This is a genomic window from Lysobacter sp. A289 (assembly GCF_054072675.1).
This window is the reverse complement of the sequence record NZ_JBSVRN010000001.1, coordinates 1,036,678-1,051,039: the sequence shown is the minus strand read 5'-3', so window position 1 is coordinate 1,051,039 and position 14,362 is coordinate 1,036,678. Positions and strand designations below refer to the sequence as shown.

Annotated in this window: 16 protein-coding genes; 2 read left to right on the top strand and 14 right to left on the bottom strand. The window is 65.2% G+C overall.

Annotation, left to right across the window (positions count from 1 at the left end; all coding sequences use genetic code 11):
- Positions 1–43 precede the first annotated feature (43 nt).
- Together ACW5DN_RS04815 and ACW5DN_RS04810 are read left to right on the top strand one after the other, a co-directional pair.
- Positions 44–817: an NAD kinase gene (locus ACW5DN_RS04815; RefSeq protein WP_456961608.1), complete on the top strand. Its 774-nt coding sequence runs from the start codon at positions 44–46 to the stop codon at positions 815–817.
- Between the two features lie 41 nt (positions 818–858).
- Complete coding sequence (locus ACW5DN_RS04810) at positions 859–1,764, top strand: 5'-nucleotidase (RefSeq protein WP_456961607.1); 906 nt, start codon at positions 859–861, stop codon at positions 1,762–1,764.
- A gap of 31 nt (positions 1,765–1,795) precedes the next feature.
- On the opposite strand, the gene ACW5DN_RS04805 is transcribed toward ACW5DN_RS04810, so the two are convergent.
- The 14 genes from ACW5DN_RS04805 to asnS are packed head-to-tail and all read right to left on the bottom strand — an operon-like array spanning position 1,796 to position 14,223.
- Entirely contained in the window at positions 1,796–2,353 is a 558-nt protein-coding gene (locus tag ACW5DN_RS04805) for a DUF2939 domain-containing protein (protein WP_456961606.1), read from the bottom strand.
- Positions 2,354–2,356: 3 nt separating this feature from the next.
- Positions 2,357–3,043, bottom strand: coding sequence for a DUF2461 domain-containing protein (locus ACW5DN_RS04800; protein ID WP_456961605.1), 687 nt, complete (start codon positions 3,041–3,043; stop codon positions 2,357–2,359).
- A complete protein-coding gene (gene sbcB / locus ACW5DN_RS04795; RefSeq protein WP_456961604.1) occupies positions 3,040–4,518 on the bottom strand; it encodes an exodeoxyribonuclease I in 1,479 nt (492 codons plus the stop codon). Before sbcB ends, ACW5DN_RS04800 begins: the two co-directional genes overlap by 4 nt.
- A 4-nt stretch (positions 4,519–4,522) precedes the next feature.
- Positions 4,523–5,911, bottom strand: a complete 1,389-nt coding sequence (locus ACW5DN_RS04790) for an FAD-dependent oxidoreductase (protein ID WP_456961603.1) — start codon at positions 5,909–5,911, stop codon at positions 4,523–4,525.
- 33 nt (positions 5,912–5,944) lie between these two features.
- A complete protein-coding gene (gene kynU / locus ACW5DN_RS04785) occupies positions 5,945–7,219 on the bottom strand; it encodes a kynureninase (RefSeq protein WP_456961602.1) in 1,275 nt (424 codons plus the stop codon).
- A 40-nt stretch (positions 7,220–7,259) separates the two neighbouring features.
- Positions 7,260–8,270 (bottom strand): amidohydrolase family protein, encoded by a 1,011-nt coding sequence (locus ACW5DN_RS04780; RefSeq protein ID WP_456961601.1) that lies wholly within the window; start codon positions 8,268–8,270, stop codon positions 7,260–7,262.
- Between the two features lie 22 nt (positions 8,271–8,292).
- The gene (locus ACW5DN_RS04775; RefSeq protein ID WP_456961600.1) at positions 8,293–8,838 is read right to left on the bottom strand and encodes a 3-hydroxyanthranilate 3,4-dioxygenase; all 546 of its coding nucleotides are present in this window, start codon (positions 8,836–8,838) and stop codon (positions 8,293–8,295) included.
- Between the two features lie 3 nt (positions 8,839–8,841).
- Complete coding sequence (locus ACW5DN_RS04770; protein WP_456961599.1) at positions 8,842–9,267, bottom strand: RidA family protein; 426 nt, start codon at positions 9,265–9,267, stop codon at positions 8,842–8,844.
- A 1-nt stretch (position 9,268) separates the two neighbouring features.
- A complete protein-coding gene (gene can, locus ACW5DN_RS04765) occupies positions 9,269–9,931 on the bottom strand; it encodes a carbonate dehydratase (RefSeq protein ID WP_456961598.1) in 663 nt (220 codons plus the stop codon).
- Between the two features lie 6 nt (positions 9,932–9,937).
- Positions 9,938–11,362, bottom strand: coding sequence for an aldehyde dehydrogenase (locus tag ACW5DN_RS04760; RefSeq protein ID WP_456961597.1), 1,425 nt, complete (start codon positions 11,360–11,362; stop codon positions 9,938–9,940).
- A 30-nt stretch (positions 11,363–11,392) separates the two neighbouring features.
- Positions 11,393–12,181, bottom strand: a complete 789-nt coding sequence (locus tag ACW5DN_RS04755; protein WP_456961596.1) for an SDR family oxidoreductase — start codon at positions 12,179–12,181, stop codon at positions 11,393–11,395.
- A gap of 1 nt (position 12,182) precedes the next feature.
- Complete coding sequence (locus tag ACW5DN_RS04750) at positions 12,183–12,491, bottom strand: hypothetical protein (RefSeq protein ID WP_456961595.1); 309 nt, start codon at positions 12,489–12,491, stop codon at positions 12,183–12,185.
- Entirely contained in the window at positions 12,488–12,793 is a 306-nt protein-coding gene (locus tag ACW5DN_RS04745) for a hypothetical protein (protein ID WP_456961594.1), read from the bottom strand. Before ACW5DN_RS04745 ends, ACW5DN_RS04750 begins: the two co-directional genes overlap by 4 nt.
- A gap of 29 nt (positions 12,794–12,822) precedes the next feature.
- Entirely contained in the window at positions 12,823–14,223 is a 1,401-nt protein-coding gene (gene asnS, locus ACW5DN_RS04740) for an asparagine--tRNA ligase (protein ID WP_456961593.1), read from the bottom strand.
- Positions 14,224–14,362: the final 139 nt, after the last annotated feature.

Below are 14,362 nucleotides of genomic sequence, written 5' to 3'. Positions count from 1 at the left end.
ACACCACTCGCGCTATCCTGCAGGCGACCTTCCGGAGCCGCCGATGACCGCGACATCCCGCATTGCGTTTCTTGCCAGTCCCACCGCCGAGGCGCAAGCGGTGTGCAAACGGCTGGCCGCGATCCACGGCGACCATCCGCCCGAGCAAGCCGACACGCTGGTGGCCCTGGGCGGTGACGGCTTCATGCTGCAGACGCTGCATCGCCACGGCGGACTGAACAAGCCGGTGTACGGGATGAAACTGGGTTCGGTCGGATTCCTGATGAACCATTGCCAGATGGATCGGCTGGTCGAGCGCATCCATGCCGCCGAGCCCGCTGTGCTGCGACCGCTGGAGATGGTGGTGCACACCGAGTCCGGCGTGTCGGTGGGCTCGCTGGCCTACAACGAGGTGTCCCTGTTGCGCCAGACCCGTCAGGCCGCGCACCTGTCGATCGAGCTCAATGGCCAGATTCGCCTGGAGGAGTTGATCTGCGATGGCGTGTTGGTGGCAACCCCGGCCGGCAGCACCGCCTACAATTTTTCCGCCCTCGGGCCGATCCTTCCACTGGGCGCGAACGTGATGGCGTTGACCCCGATTGCCGCGTTCCGGCCGCGTCGCTGGCGCGGAGCGGTGCTCAAGGCCGACACCGAGGTTCGCTTCCGGGTGCTGGATCCGTACAAGCGGCCGGTCAGCGCGACCGCGGATTCGCACGAGGTCCGGGACGTGGTGGAGGTGACCATCCGCGAATCGCACGACCGCACCGTCACCCTGCTGTTCGACCCCGAACACAATCTTGAGGAGCGGATGCTGGCTGAGCAGTTCATCAGTGGATGACGATCTCATCGGTTGCGACGGGGATCGCGCACAATGGGGTCATGCTAGACCAGATTGACCCGTTGATCGTTGCCATCTCCTCGCGGACCCTGTTCGACCTGGAGGATGGCCACGCCTTGTTCGAAAGCCAGGGCCTGGAAGCCTACGCCACGTATCAGCGCAGCCACGAAGACGATCTGCTGGAGCCCGGCGTCGCGTTCCCGCTGGTGCGCAAGCTGCTGGGGCTCAACGATGGCTCACCACCGGAGGCGCCGCGGGTCGAGGTGATCCTGATCTCGCGCAACTCGGCCGACACCGGACTGCGGATCTTCAACTCCATTGCGCACCACGGCTTGTCGATCCAGCGTGCGGCATTCAGCAATGGCGCGCCGCCGTTCCCCTATATCCGCCCATTCGGCGCAGATCTTTTCCTGTCCACCCATGCCGAGGATGTGCGCAATGCGCTGGCCGCCGGGGTGGCCGCGGCGACCTTGTTGCCGGCCAAGGCGCTGTTGCAGCGACAGGACCAACTGCGCATCGCGTTTGATGGTGATGCGGTGATCTTCGGTGATGAGGGCGAGCGGGTATCGCGGGAAGGAGGCCTTCTCGCGTTCGCCGAGCATGAGCGCAGCCATGCCGGGGAGCCGTTGTCGGGCGGGCCATTCCGCGGCTTCCTGGATGCCCTGCAGCGTTTGCAGAAGGCCTTCCCGGCGGGAGAAGACGCGCCGATCCGGACCGCACTGGTAACGGCACGCTCGATACCGGCGCACGAACGGGTAATCCGCACCCTGCGCGATTGGGGTATCCGACTCGACGAGGCACTGTTCCTGGGTGGACGCTCGAAAGGGCCCTTCCTGGAAGCGTTCGGCGCCGACATTTTCTTCGACGATTCCGAGCACAACATCGAATCTGCGCGTGGACTGGTTACCGCCGGTCACGTTCCGCATGGGGTTGCAAACCCGTACTGACGACAGTTCGCGCGCGCGCGAGCTGCGTCGTTCAGTAGTGCCGCATTTCCGCGCCGTCCAGGGGCAGGCGGATATCGGTCAGCTTCCAGCGCAGTCCATCCCGGGTGAGGACAAACCGGATGGGCTCGCCGCCGTCTGAGTGGACGGTGGCAGTGAAGCGTGATGGCGACTGGAACCGGTAGCTGGGTTCGCGCAGCGGGTTCGCCGGTGGCTCCGGGGTGAAGGCATTGTCGCCGGTATCGCCGACGATCCGATGCCAGGTGCTGCGGCCCTCAAGCAACGCCGCCAGTCCCGCTGGGCTGACCATGGTGTCGACGGCCACCCCCGCCATGCCGCTGGCCATGCGTGTGGCGACCGCGCCCAGCAGGCTGGACTGCAGGTCCGGTCCGGCCCGACGCACCACGTAATCATCGATTTGCAGCTTGAGGTTTTCGCGCAGGACGGGGAAGTCGACATGCTTGTCGAGCTTTGCCATGTTCTTGGTCTCCACCGCGTCGCGGATGGCGCTATACGCCAGGTACGGGCCGGCGGCGACATAGCCGAGCAACACGATTGCGAGCAGACCCGCCAGTACAAGCAGCTTTCTCATGACTCAGAACTCCAGGTCGACGGCGGCGCACAGGTAATCGGTGAAGCCGGCCAGGCCGGCGAGGTCGGTCTTGAGGATTTCCAACAGGTCGGGGCCAGTGACCACGCTGTCCTCCAGTGCCCGCGAACCGATGAAATTCTTGCGCCGCAGGTCTTGGGCAAACTCGAACTCGGCGGGGAAACCCCGCGGCATCCGTATCAATATCTCGCTGTCGTCCAAGGTGAATCGCTTGCGGAAGCTTGTACCGTGCGCGGCGGCCTTCCAGCCGGCGGGATTGTCGAGGATGAAGTTGCGCACCCGACGCAAGGTGTCCGACTCGGGGTGCCACAGGCCACTGCCGATGAAGCAACGGCCGGGCTGCACATGGATGTGGAACGAAGGCGCTTCGATCTGGCGGCTGCGCTCATGGAACAACTTCACCCCTTGCCAGGTCTTGTAGGGCGACTTGTCGTTGGCGAAGCGGGTGTCCCGATGGATACGGAACAACGAGCCGCCGACTTTCCGGCTTTCCGAGCGGTAATGCGGACTGAGCTCGGCCAGCACGGGTTGCAGGTCGTCCAGCAGGCGCTGGAACGGCTCGCGTACATGCTTCTCGTAGCGGGCCTTGTTGGCATGGAACCAGTCGCGTGAGTTGTTGCGCGCCAGACCACGGAAAAACGTGAAGGTGGCGGGACTGAAATAGGCGTTCATGCGGGTGCGGCGGGCCGCGGCGGCGTGCCGGCGGGCGACAAACTGCGTTCGATATCCTGACGCCACTGGTCGATCTGGCCCAGCAACGCCAGTCGAGCTGGATCAGCCGAGTGCTGATCGCGCAGGGTTGCCAGCTCGGCATCAAAACTGGCGAAGCTGTATTCCGACAATCCCGACCCCGATTGCAGGCGAGAGCGGCGATAGTCGTCCCAGCGGATGCGTTCGTCGGCATCGAGATGCTCGGGGAAGTTGCGGGCGCGGTAGCGGAACAGCAGTTCCGGCAGGCGTGGGTCGCGGAAGTCGAACCTGCGCGCGCCCAGCGCTTCCGGGGCTGTGTTGCGGATGTCGGAGAACAATCGTTTGTCGGCACCGTCGACAAACCCGTCGTACAGGCTGGCATCGACGTCAGGCGTGTCGCGCTCGCGCTCGCGGGAGAACACGGCGCGTACCTTCTCCACCAATGCCGGGCCGGCGTCGCGCAAACGCCGGGCCCGCTGCTCGGCCAGTTCGCGGTCGATGCCCAGGCGCTCGAAGTCGGTCGGCCGCAGGTGATCCCAGGCCGACAGGGCCGGGCTACGGTTGAGGTGGATCTCCTTCAGCGCGATGCGCTCCACCCCCTCGGGCAGGTCCGCCGCACGTACATACAGGCGCGCGGCAATCGTGTCCGCATCCAGTGTGAGCAGGGCCTCGGGATCCTGGGTCAGGTCGTACACCAGCACCCGGCTGTCGATATACGGATGTCGCGCAAGCGGGATCACCGGTGCGGCGCACAGGCGGCTGGCGGGGAAGCGCTGGGATACGTTCAACACCGGCGTCATCGCGACCACGTCGAGCAGGCTGGCGGCATGGCGCTTGTCGCGCAACCGCAGCGCGTAGTCCCACAGCCGGGGTTGGGCGGTCTTGAGTTTTCGGGCCAAGCCGATCAACGCGCGCACATCGGACAGGGCCTCATGCGCATCGCCCTCGCGCACGTGGTTCGCTTCGGCCAGGTGCTCCAGCTTGAATGAGGTGGCGCCGTCCTCACGCTTTGGCCAGACCAGGCCTTCGGGGCGAAGCGCGTGGGCGAAGCGGAACACGTCGAGGAGATCCCAACGCGAATTTCCACTGCGCCATTCGCGTTCATAGGCGTCAAGGAAATTCCGGAAGAAGCCATGGCGCACGAATTCATCATCGAAACGCAGCGAGTTGTAGCCCAGCGTGCAGGTTTCCGGGCGCGACATTTCCTCGCTGATCAACGCCATCGCATCACGTTCGTGCATCCCCTCGCGCAGCGCTTGCTGCGGGGTGATGCCGGTGATCAGGGTCGCGATGGGGGAGGGCAGCAGGTCGTCCGCGGGCTTGACGAAGATACTGATCGGCTCGTCGACCGGGTTGAGATCGACGTCGGTGCGGATCGCGGCGAACTGGGCGATACGGGTCCTGCGAGGATCGGCGCCGAAGGTTTCCAGGTCGTAGAATAGGAACGTCGCGGGCATCGATTCAGTCTTCCGGCGGTAGCGGTGGCAGGCGTGCGACGACGGCGGCATCGACGGCGTCCCAGTCCAGGCCTTCGAGGTTTTCGCGACCGCGGGTCAGTTCGACCAGCAATTCGCGTTGCAGGTTGCCGCGTTCCAGCGCCAGTGCGTAGGGCATGTGGCGGAAGGTGACCATCGCGTAGCGGGGCACGAAGCGGGCGGGGTGGCGCTCGGCCAGCCGATGTTCGAGTTGGCGCTGCAACAGGTAATCCTCATCGTCAACGCGGTCGCGCATCTCCAGGTAGTTCTCCAGCGCCATGTGCTGGATCGCGCGGGCATTGGGCAGGCGTTCGGCCTGGAAGCCAGCGAAGGCGTCGTTGCGTTCCTCGCTGCGGGCCAGGTGGTTCGCCAGCGACACGCAATCTTCGAAGGCACAGTTCATGCCCTGGCCGTGGAACGGGACCATGGCGTGGGCGGCGTCGCCGATCAGTACCGCCCGGTGATCCAGGTGCCAGCGGTCGAGATACAGGGTGCCCAGCACGCCGGTCGGGTTGTGGTCGAAATCGTGTTCCAGCTCCGGGATCAGTTTTGAGGCATCTGCGAAGTCCCGGTCGAACAGGGCCCGCGCCTCGGCGCCGGTGCGGATGGTGTCGAACCCGGGAGTTTCGCCAGTCGCGTGGTTGGGCAGGAACAAGGTCACGGTAAACGTGGACTCGCTGTTGGGCAGCGCGATGCACATGTATCGCCCGCGAGGCCATATGTGCAGCGCATGGGGCTCGATCTGGAAGCCCTGGTCCGGGCCGGGCGGGATCTCCAGTTCCTTGTAGGAATGGTCGAGGAACTCGCCGCGCTCGCCCAGGTCGGTGGCAGCGGCCATCGCCTGTCGCAATGATGAGCCGGCCCCATCGGCACCCACCAGGGTCTGGAACGGGATCTCGCGGATCCCGTCACCACGGTCGTCACCAAACCGGGCAACGCAGTGGTCGAAGTCGACGCTGTCAAGCCGGTGGTGGAAGTGGATACGGGCGCCGGCCTGTTCGGCGATGTTCAGCAGGACCTCGTTGAGCTGGCCACGATGAACCGACCAGATCACCTCGCTGTCGTCGCGGCCATAGCGCTGCAGGTCGACGCGACCATCGTCGAAATGGACCATGCGGCCGCGCATCATCACCGTCTGCGCCATTACCGCATCGTCCGCGTCGGCCTGTCTAAGCGCATGGCGTCCGCGTTCGGCCAGGGCGAGGTTGATCGATCGGCCACGCTCGTAGCCCAGTTCGCGCAGGTCGCCGCGTTTCTCGTAAACGTCGACTTGCCAGCCACGTCGGGCAAGCAGGGTGGCGAGAAGGGCGCCGGCAAGGCCGGCGCCAATGATGGTCAGGTGTTTTGTGGAATCGGGCGGATCGAAGTCTGACATTGGGGAAGGCCTGCCTTTCGAAGCGGTGTGCCGTCAGCGTGCCTGCTGCCAGGTCTCGACGCCGTGGGCGAAGCGCAAGACGTCCTGATGGGTGTTGTAGAGCGGCGCCGGCGAGATGCGGATGACATCGGGCTCGCGCCAGTCACCCAGCACACCGTTGGCGGCGAGGTGGTCGAACAAGGCGCGACCGTGCTCGCGACCGCCACGGACCCGGATCGACAACTGGCAGCCGCGTTGCGCGGGGTCCATGGGCGTCAGTATCTGCAACACGCCGTCGAGATGGTGCTGGATCAGCGATTCCAGGTAGCCGGTCAGCCGCCGTGATTTCTCGCGCAACGCGTGCATGCCGACCCGATCGAACAGATCCAGCGACGCACGCAGCGGCGCCAGGGCCAGGATCGGCGGATTGCTCAACTGCCATCCCTCCGCGCCGGCCGTGGGCACGAACTGCGGGCCCATCTGGAAGCGTGTCGAGGGCTCATGGCCCCACCAACCGGCCATGCGCGGGACGCTTGCGTGGGCATGGCGCTCATGGACGAAGCAGCCGCCGACGGCGCCCGGGCCACTGTTGAGGTACTTGTAATGGCACCAGACTGCGAAATCGACCCCGCTGTCGTGCAAGGCGAGCTCAGTGTTGCCGACCGCGTGGGCCAGGTCGACTCCACACACTGCACCGGCCGCATGACTGAGTCGGGTGATTTCGCTGATGTCGAAAGCCTGTCCGGTGCGGTACTGCACGCCGGGCCACAGCACCAGCGCCAGGCGATGGCCGTGCTGGGTGATCGCCCGTTCAATCGCCGCCATGGAGAACACGCCGCCGGGCTGGTCGGCCTCCAGTTCGATCAGCTCGGTTTCGGGGGCAAATCCGTGCAGTGCAATCTGCGAGGACACCGCATAGCGGTCCGATGGAAACGAGCCGGCCTCGATCAAGATTGCCGGTCGCTGCCGCGTTGGCCGGTAGAAGCTGGCCATCATCAGGTGCAGGTTGGCGGTCAGCGAGTTCATCGCGACCACTTCCTCGGGCTGGGCGCCAACGATGCGCGCCAAGGGCTCACGCATCAGCTGGTGGTAGCTCATCCATTGCGAATTGCCGCGAAAATGGCCTTCGACCGCTTCCATCGACCACTTGTCCAGCACGTCATCGACCTGGGCGCGCACGCCTCGCGGCTGCAGGCCGAGTGAGTTGCCCACGAAATAGGCCTGGTCACCGCCTTCGTGCTGCGGGATATGGAACTCGTCACGCAGGCTGGGCAGCGGATCGGCGGCATCGAGCGCCCGGGCATGGTCCGGGGATTGGATATCGGTCACTTGGTCAGGGTCCTCGAAGAAGGAAGGCGGGCAGTGGCGGTCATGCAAAACGCGACTTTGGCAGTCCCAGCCATTCCAGCGCGGTGCCGTGGTACAGCCGGGCCTGCTGGACTTCATCCAGCCCAAGCGCATCGATGCCCGCGCCCGGTGTTTGCTCGCCCAGCGGGAACGGGTAGTCCGTGCCCAGCATCACCCGGTCCGCGCCGCAGGCGTCGAGCAGATAGCGCAAGGCGGCATCGTCGGCGACCCAGGAATCGAAATACAGCCGGCGCAGGTATTCGCGGGGGTTGCGCGGGTTGTCGGTGGCGACAAGGTCCGGGCGCATGTTGAAGCCGTGCTCGATGCGGCCGATGGTGTACGGGAAGCTGCCGCCGCCATGGGCTAGACAGATTTTAAGCTTCGGCAGTCGTTCCAGCACGCCGCCAAAGACCAGGCAACAGGCCGCGCGTGATTGCTCCGCCGGCATGCCGACCAGCCACGGCAGCCAGTACTTGGGCATGCTGTCGGTGCCCATCATGTCCCAAGGGTGCACCAGGATTGCCGCACCCAGCTCGCTGGCGGCCTGGAAAAATTCAAACAGCTCCGGCGCGTCCAGGTTCCAGTCGCCGACATGGCTGCCAATCTGCACGCCCTGCAGGCCAAGCTGGTCCATGCATCGCTCCAGTTCCTGGACCGCCAGCCGCGGTGATTGCATCGGTACCGTGCCGATGCCGGCGTAATGTCGCGGATAGTCGTGGCAGGTCAAGGCCATGTGGTCGTTGAGCGCCTGGTGCAGCTCCAGTGCGTGGTGCGGCCGCGCCCAGTAGCAGAACATCACCGGCACCGTGCTCAGTACCTGCACCTGCACATCGAACTTGGAGTAGTCCGCCACGCGCTCCTGCGGATCCCAGGTGTTGGACCAGATCTCGCGGAAAAACTTGCCATCCTTGTAGATACGGTGCCGTCCGTCTTCGGTGTGGTGGATCACCGGAAAACGCAGCTCGCCGTACTTGCGCGCCAGGTCGGGCCAGTCGCGTGGCAGGTAGTGCGCGTGGGTATCGATCTTGAGCATGAGTCCAGTCTATCCGTGCAGGTCAGGTGTCGGCCATGACGTACTTGTCGGGCGCCGGGTTGAGGTGGCCGCAGCGCTTGCAACTACGGTGCTCGCGGGAGGCATAGAAGCGCTCGAAGACCGGCGGAAAATCGGTCTCGATGTCCTCCAGGTGGAAAAATTCCTCGTACAACTTGTGGTTGCAGCGCTCGCAGAACCACATCAGCCCGTCGTCCTCGCGGGCCAGGCGCTTGCGCTCGACCACCAGCCCAATGGAGCCGGGCATGCGTTGTGGTGAATGCGGTACCCGCGGTGGCAACAGGAAGATCTCACCGGCGCGGATCGGGATGTCGCGCACCGCGCAAACCCCGTCCGCGCCAGCCTCCTGGATCCGCAGGATCATCTCGCCCTCGATCTGGTAGAACCATTCCGGCCCCTCGTCGAAGTGATAGTCGCTGCGTACGTTGGGGCCACCGACCACCATCACGATGAAGTCGCCATCGTGGACCACCTTGTTGCCGACCGGCGGCTTGAGCAGTTGGCGATGCTCCTCGATCCAGGCGTGCAGGTTGAGTGGGTTGGGCAGCATGGCTTACTCCTTCAGGGCAGCAATACACTTCAGTTCGATGGCGATCGGCGTCGGCAAGGCGCTGATACCCACGGTAGTGCGGCATGGTGCGGTGTCGATGTCGGGGAAGTACTCGGCCCAGACCGCGTTGTAGCGTGGGAAGTCGGCTTCCATGTCGGTCAGGTAGACGGTCACGTCGACCAGGTCCCGCCAATGCGCGCCACTGGCCTCCAGCACCGAGCGCACGTTGGCGAACACCGCGCGCGTCTGGGCGTCGATGTCGTAGCTGACCAGGCGGTCGTCGGCGTCATGTACGTTGCCGACGATCGCATTGCTGACGGGATCGCGCGGCCCGATGCCCGACAGCAACAGCAGGTTGCCGACACGACGCGCGTGTGGATACTGGCCGACCGGTCGGGGCGCGCTGGCGGCGTGTATCGCCCCGGTCATTTTATCGATCCTCCCGGTCGGCGCGGATGCGCGCCAAGGCGTCGGCATAGACGGACGGCAGGCGCTCGGCAGCGATCACGTCGGCGCGCAGATCGTGCACGCGACCGTCGCGCAGGGTATAGACCCAGCCGTGCACGGATACCGACTGACCACGCTCCCAGGCATCGCGCACGATGGTGGTGTGGCAGACGTTGACCACTTGCTCCAGTACGTTCAGCTCGCACAGGCGGTCATGCTTCATTTCATCGTCGTCGAACGTGAGCAGGCTGGCCTCATGCTTCTCGGCGACGTCGGCGACGTGTCGCACCCAGTTGTCGGAAAGTCCGAGCCGCTGGTCATGCAGCGCCGCGTGCACGCCGCCGCAACCGTAGTGCCCGACCACCAGGATGTGCTTGACCTTGAGCACGTCCACTGCAAACTGGATCACCGACAGGCAGTTCAGGTCGGTGGTGACGACGACATTGGCGATGTTGCGGTGGACGAACACCTCGCCCGGCGAGACGTCGATGATCTGGTTGGCCGGCACCCGCGAATCCGAGCAGCCGATCCAGAGGAATTCCGGCGCCTGCTGGCGCGACAGGCGCTCGAAGAACCCGGGATCCTCGGCGCTGACGCGGTCGGCCCATTCGCGGTTCTTGTGCAGCAGTTCTTTCAATGAGTTCATACAGGGTTATCCAATGTGGAGACCGACGTTCTTGGCGTCGGTGAAAAATTGCATGGCCTCAAAACCGCCTTCGCGGCCGAGCCCGGAGTTGCCGATGCCGCCGAACGGCGTGCGCAGGTCGCGTTGCAGCCAGGTGTTGATCCAGACCATGCCGACCTGCAGCCGGGCGGCCAGGCGATGGGCGCGGTTGAGGTCGCGGGTCCAGAGCGAGGCGGCCAATCCGTAGTCGCCTGCGTTGGCGAGGTTCAATGCCTGCTGGTCATCGTCGAACGTTTGCAGCGTGGCAACGGGGCCGAAGATCTCCTCGCGGTTGCTTGTGCAATCGGGCGGCAGGCCTTCGATCACCGTCGGACTGACGAACCAGCCGGGGCGGTCGAGCGCATGCCCGCCGCACAGGATCGAGCCACCTTCCTGGCGTGCGCATTCGATCGCAGCCACGACCTTGTCGAAATGGGCCTGGGAGACCAGCGGGCCAACCTGGGTGTCCCGGGCAGCCGGTTCGCCGATCCGCAGCTGGCGTACACGCTCGACGAAGGCATCGCGAAACTCGTCGTGGATGCCGCGCTCGACCAGTATCCGCGAACCGCACAGACAGATCTGGCCGGAGTTCTGGAACGCGGAGCGCACCAGCACGTCCAGGTCTTCACGCCAGGAGCTGTCGGCAAATACCAGGGTCGCGTTCTTGCCACCCAGCTCCAGTGAGGTCTTCTTCAACAGTGGGCCGGTCAAGCCGGCGAGCCGGCGCCCGACCGCGGTACTGCCGGTGAACGACACGGCCTTCACACGGGGATCGATCACCAACGGCTCGCCAACTGCAGTGCCGTGCCCGTGGATGATGTTGAGCACACCCGGAGGAAAGCCGATGTCCGCAGCCAGTTCACCCAGCATGCTGGCCGTGACAGGCGTGATCTCCGAGGGCTTGGCGACCACGGTGTTGCCCGCGGCCAGCGCCGGTGCAATCTTCCAGGTCAGCAGGTACAGCGGCAGGTTCCACGGTGAAATGGTCGCCACCACGCCCAGTGGCGGGCGCAGGGTGTAGTTCAATCCGGCCTGGCCGTGGTGGGACTGGCTGGCGAACTGGGTCGCGGCATGCGCAAAGAAGCGCAGATTGCTGATGGCCCGTGGGATTTCCACCTCGCGTGCCAGTGCGATGGGTTTGCCCGCATCGCGTGACTCGGCCAACGCAAAATCCTCGGCGCGCGCTTCCAGTGCGTTGGCGAGCTTTTCCAGCCAGCGCGATCGTTCGGAATTGGGCAGGCCCGCCCAAGCGGGGAACGCGGTTTGCGCGGCGCTGACGGCGGTGTCGACCACCGCGCTGTCGCCGCCGGCAACCGTGGCGAAAACCTGTCCCGTTGCCGGATCAAACACATCGATGTCGCCATCGCCAGCAGGGCCGGATGGTTTGCCGTCGATCCAGTGGGTCAGGTGCATTGGGCTAGCTTACCGCCAGCGACAGCCGGGTTACAGGGACCGCGTGCGGCCGCCGTCCACGGGCAGGTTGATGCCGGTGATGTAGCTGGCCGCCGGAGAGCACAGGAACGCAATTGCCGCAGCCGTTTCCTCCGGCTTGGCAAAGCGCCCGATCGGGATGGCAGAGACCATGTCGGCGACGACTTCCTCGCGGTGGCGGCCGCTACGGGTCGCGGTGGCGTCGATGATCTGCTCGATGCGGGGCGTCTGGGTCGAGCCGGGCAACACGTTGTTCACGGTAATGCCGGACGGTGCCAGCTCACCGGCCAGGGTCTTGGCCCAGCTGGCGACGGCCCAGCGGGTGGTGTTGGATACACCCAGGCCCTTGATCGGTTCCTTTACCGAGGTCGAGATCACGTTGACGATGCGGCCAAACCCGTCGCGCTGCATGCCCGGGATCACCGCCTCGGCGAGCACATGGTTGCCGAGCAGGTGTTGGCGCAGTGCCGACTCGAACGCGGCGACGTCGGCGCCATGCACGGCTCCGGGTGGCGGCCCGCCGCTGTTGTTGACCAGGATATGCACCGGCCTGGCGGCAACCAGCGATTCGACCTGGGCGCGCAAACGCTGGGTATCGGCGGCGTCGACCGCAATCCAGCCATGCTGCTGGCTGCTGCGAGGCATGGGTAGTTGCGCGGTCAAATCACGCAACAACGGCTCGCGGCGCGCCAGCAACGTGACATCGGCGCCCAGCTCCGCCAACGCCTTGGCGGTGGCCCATCCGATGCCCTGGCTGGCACCGCACACCAACGCGTGCTTCCCGCCGAGATCCATGTCCATGTCAGTTTCCCTTCGGTTTGGATGCGAGCGTCTGCACCATCCGCGCTCGCAGTTGTTCGTCATCGTCGGCCTGGGGCGCAATCAGCTCGGCAAGCATGAAGCCCCGTGAGTTGGCATCGTCCTCGTCCATGCCGGACAGCTCCGCGAACTCGGCATCCATCAACGTCGATCGGGCGGAGTCCTCACTGTCGAAGGGCAGGGTATTGCCATCGCTGTCGAGTATCTCGGCGGTGCCGGCCTCCAGTACCCGCATCCGGGCCCAGACCACCGTGCGTCCAAGCGTCGCCAGCCACCACTGTCCGGCGCTCATGACGCGGCCTTGGCGACCAGCGTCAACACGCCGGAGCTCAGCAAGCCGCCGACGATGGTCAGCAGTGCGATCCGTGCCGGGGTGGCAAGGCCATTGAGGTTGTGGTCGGCGGCCGAGCGATAGTGGCCGCGCAGCAACCACAACCACGCCGGCGGGCGGGCAAACGCGTTGGGGCCGAAGCTTTCCAGCAGTTCCGGCTGGCGATCACGCATGTGCACCAGCGTCAGCGGCCAGAAGATGACGAACGCCGTTGCGCCGGCGATGGCGACGGCAAGGCAAAGCAGGGCAAAGAACAGGATCACGAATCACCACCTCGGCTGGTCATTGGCATTCAGTACTCGGCGTTGCCCGGCGCGCGCGGGAAGGCGATCGCGTCGCGGATGTTGCTCAGTCCGCAGACGTAGACCACCAGCCGCTCGAACCCGAGCCCGAAGCCGGCGTGCGGCACCGAACCATAACGACGGAAGTCGCGGTACCACTGGTAATGCTCCGGATCCAGCCCGAACTGGCGCATGCGCGCGTCCAGCACGTCCAGCCGTTCCTCGCGCTGGCTGCCGCCGATGATCTCGCCAATGCCCGGCGCCAGCACGTCCATCGCGGCGACGGTCTTGCCGTCGTCGTTCAGGCGCATGTAGAAGGCCTTGATGTGCTCGGGATAATTGGTCACCACCACCGGCCGGCCGACGTGTTGCTCGGTCAGCCAGCGCTCGTGCTCGGTCTGAAGGTCCAGGCCCCATTCCACCGGGAACTCGAACTTGTGCCCGGAGTCCTGCAGCAACTTGATTGCGTCGGTGTAATCGATCTGCTCGAACGGCGCGTTGATGAATCCTTCCAGCCGATCCACCGCACCTTTCTGCACACGCTGGTCGATGAAGGCCATGTCGTCCGCGCGCTCGTCCAGCACCGCTCGGAACAGGTACTTGAGGAAGTCCTCGGCGACCCGGGCGTTCTCCATCAGGTCGGCAAACGCGATCTCCGGTTCGACCATCCAGAACTCGGCCAGGTGGCGGGTGGTGTTGGAATTCTCGGCACGGAAGGTCGGCCCGAACGTATACACCTTGCTCAGCGCAAGCGCATAGGCCTCGGCATTGAGCTGGCCGGACACGGTCAGGAAGGTCTCCTTGCCGAAGAAGTCGCGGCTGAAGTCGACCGCACCGGTCTTGTCGCGCGGCAGGTTGGCCACGTCCAGGGTCGAGACCCGGAACATCTGCCCGGCGCCCTCCGCATCGGAAGTGGTGATGATCGGCGTACTGATCCAGAAGTAGCCGTTCTCGTGGAAATACCGATGCACGGCCTGGGCCAGACAGTGGCGGATGCGGGTGACGGCGCCAAACAGGTTGGTGCGCGGGCGCAGATGGGCGACCTCGCGCAGGAACTCCAGCGAGTGGGCCTTGGGCTGGATCGGGTAGGTTTCCGGGTCATCGACCCAGCCGACCACCTCGAGCTTGTGGGCCTGGATCTCGAACCCCTGCCCCTGGCCCTGGGAGGCGACCAGCTCACCGGTGGCGATCACCGAGCAGCCCGTGGTCAGGTGCTTCACCTCGTCCTCGTAATTGGACAAGGTGGCGGGCGCGACGACCTGGATCGGCGCGAAACAGGAGCCGTCACTGACATTCACGAAACTCAGGCCGGCCTTGGAGTCACGTCGGGTGCGCACCCAGCCGCGGACGGTGATTTCACCACCGACCGGCAGTTGGCCTGCGAGCGCGTGCTGGACGCTGGTTATCGTCATGCGCAAACCGCCGTCATGCCTTGATTCCTTGCCCTTGGGGGCCGATATGGTTGGGAGTTGGAGTTTACGGGTGGGCCGGCGTGCTTGCGAGGCATCGCGTTGCCGTTCACCTATAATGGCAGCATCAACGGAGGTTTTT

What these genes read in the sequence shown, in the direction of transcription:
- ACW5DN_RS04775 (WP_456961600.1), bottom strand. Translation starts at nt 8,838, where the DNA reads ATGCTGCCCAACCCACTCAACCTGCACGCCTGGATCGAGGAGCATCGC.
- ACW5DN_RS04810 (WP_456961607.1), top strand. Translation starts at nt 859, where the DNA reads ATGCTAGACCAGATTGACCCGTTGATCGTTGCCATCTCCTCGCGGACC.
- ACW5DN_RS04805 (WP_456961606.1), bottom strand. Translation starts at nt 2,353, where the DNA reads ATGAGAAAGCTGCTTGTACTGGCGGGTCTGCTCGCAATCGTGTTGCTC.
- asnS (WP_456961593.1), bottom strand. Translation starts at nt 14,223, where the DNA reads ATGACGATAACCAGCGTCCAGCACGCGCTCGCAGGCCAACTGCCGGTC.
- ACW5DN_RS04760 (WP_456961597.1), bottom strand. Translation starts at nt 11,362, where the DNA reads ATGCACCTGACCCACTGGATCGACGGCAAACCATCCGGCCCTGCTGGC.
- can (WP_456961598.1), bottom strand. Translation starts at nt 9,931, where the DNA reads ATGAACTCATTGAAAGAACTGCTGCACAAGAACCGCGAATGGGCCGAC.
- ACW5DN_RS04815 (WP_456961608.1), top strand. Translation starts at nt 44, where the DNA reads ATGACCGCGACATCCCGCATTGCGTTTCTTGCCAGTCCCACCGCCGAG.
- ACW5DN_RS04800 (WP_456961605.1), bottom strand. Translation starts at nt 3,043, where the DNA reads ATGAACGCCTATTTCAGTCCCGCCACCTTCACGTTTTTCCGTGGTCTG.
- ACW5DN_RS04755 (WP_456961596.1), bottom strand. Translation starts at nt 12,181, where the DNA reads ATGGACATGGATCTCGGCGGGAAGCACGCGTTGGTGTGCGGTGCCAGC.
- ACW5DN_RS04750 (WP_456961595.1), bottom strand. Translation starts at nt 12,491, where the DNA reads ATGAGCGCCGGACAGTGGTGGCTGGCGACGCTTGGACGCACGGTGGTC.
- ACW5DN_RS04770 (WP_456961599.1), bottom strand. Translation starts at nt 9,267, where the DNA reads ATGACCGGGGCGATACACGCCGCCAGCGCGCCCCGACCGGTCGGCCAG.
- sbcB (WP_456961604.1), bottom strand. Translation starts at nt 4,518, where the DNA reads ATGCCCGCGACGTTCCTATTCTACGACCTGGAAACCTTCGGCGCCGAT.
- ACW5DN_RS04780 (WP_456961601.1), bottom strand. Translation starts at nt 8,270, where the DNA reads ATGCTCAAGATCGATACCCACGCGCACTACCTGCCACGCGACTGGCCC.
- ACW5DN_RS04790 (WP_456961603.1), bottom strand. Translation starts at nt 5,911, where the DNA reads ATGTCAGACTTCGATCCGCCCGATTCCACAAAACACCTGACCATCATT.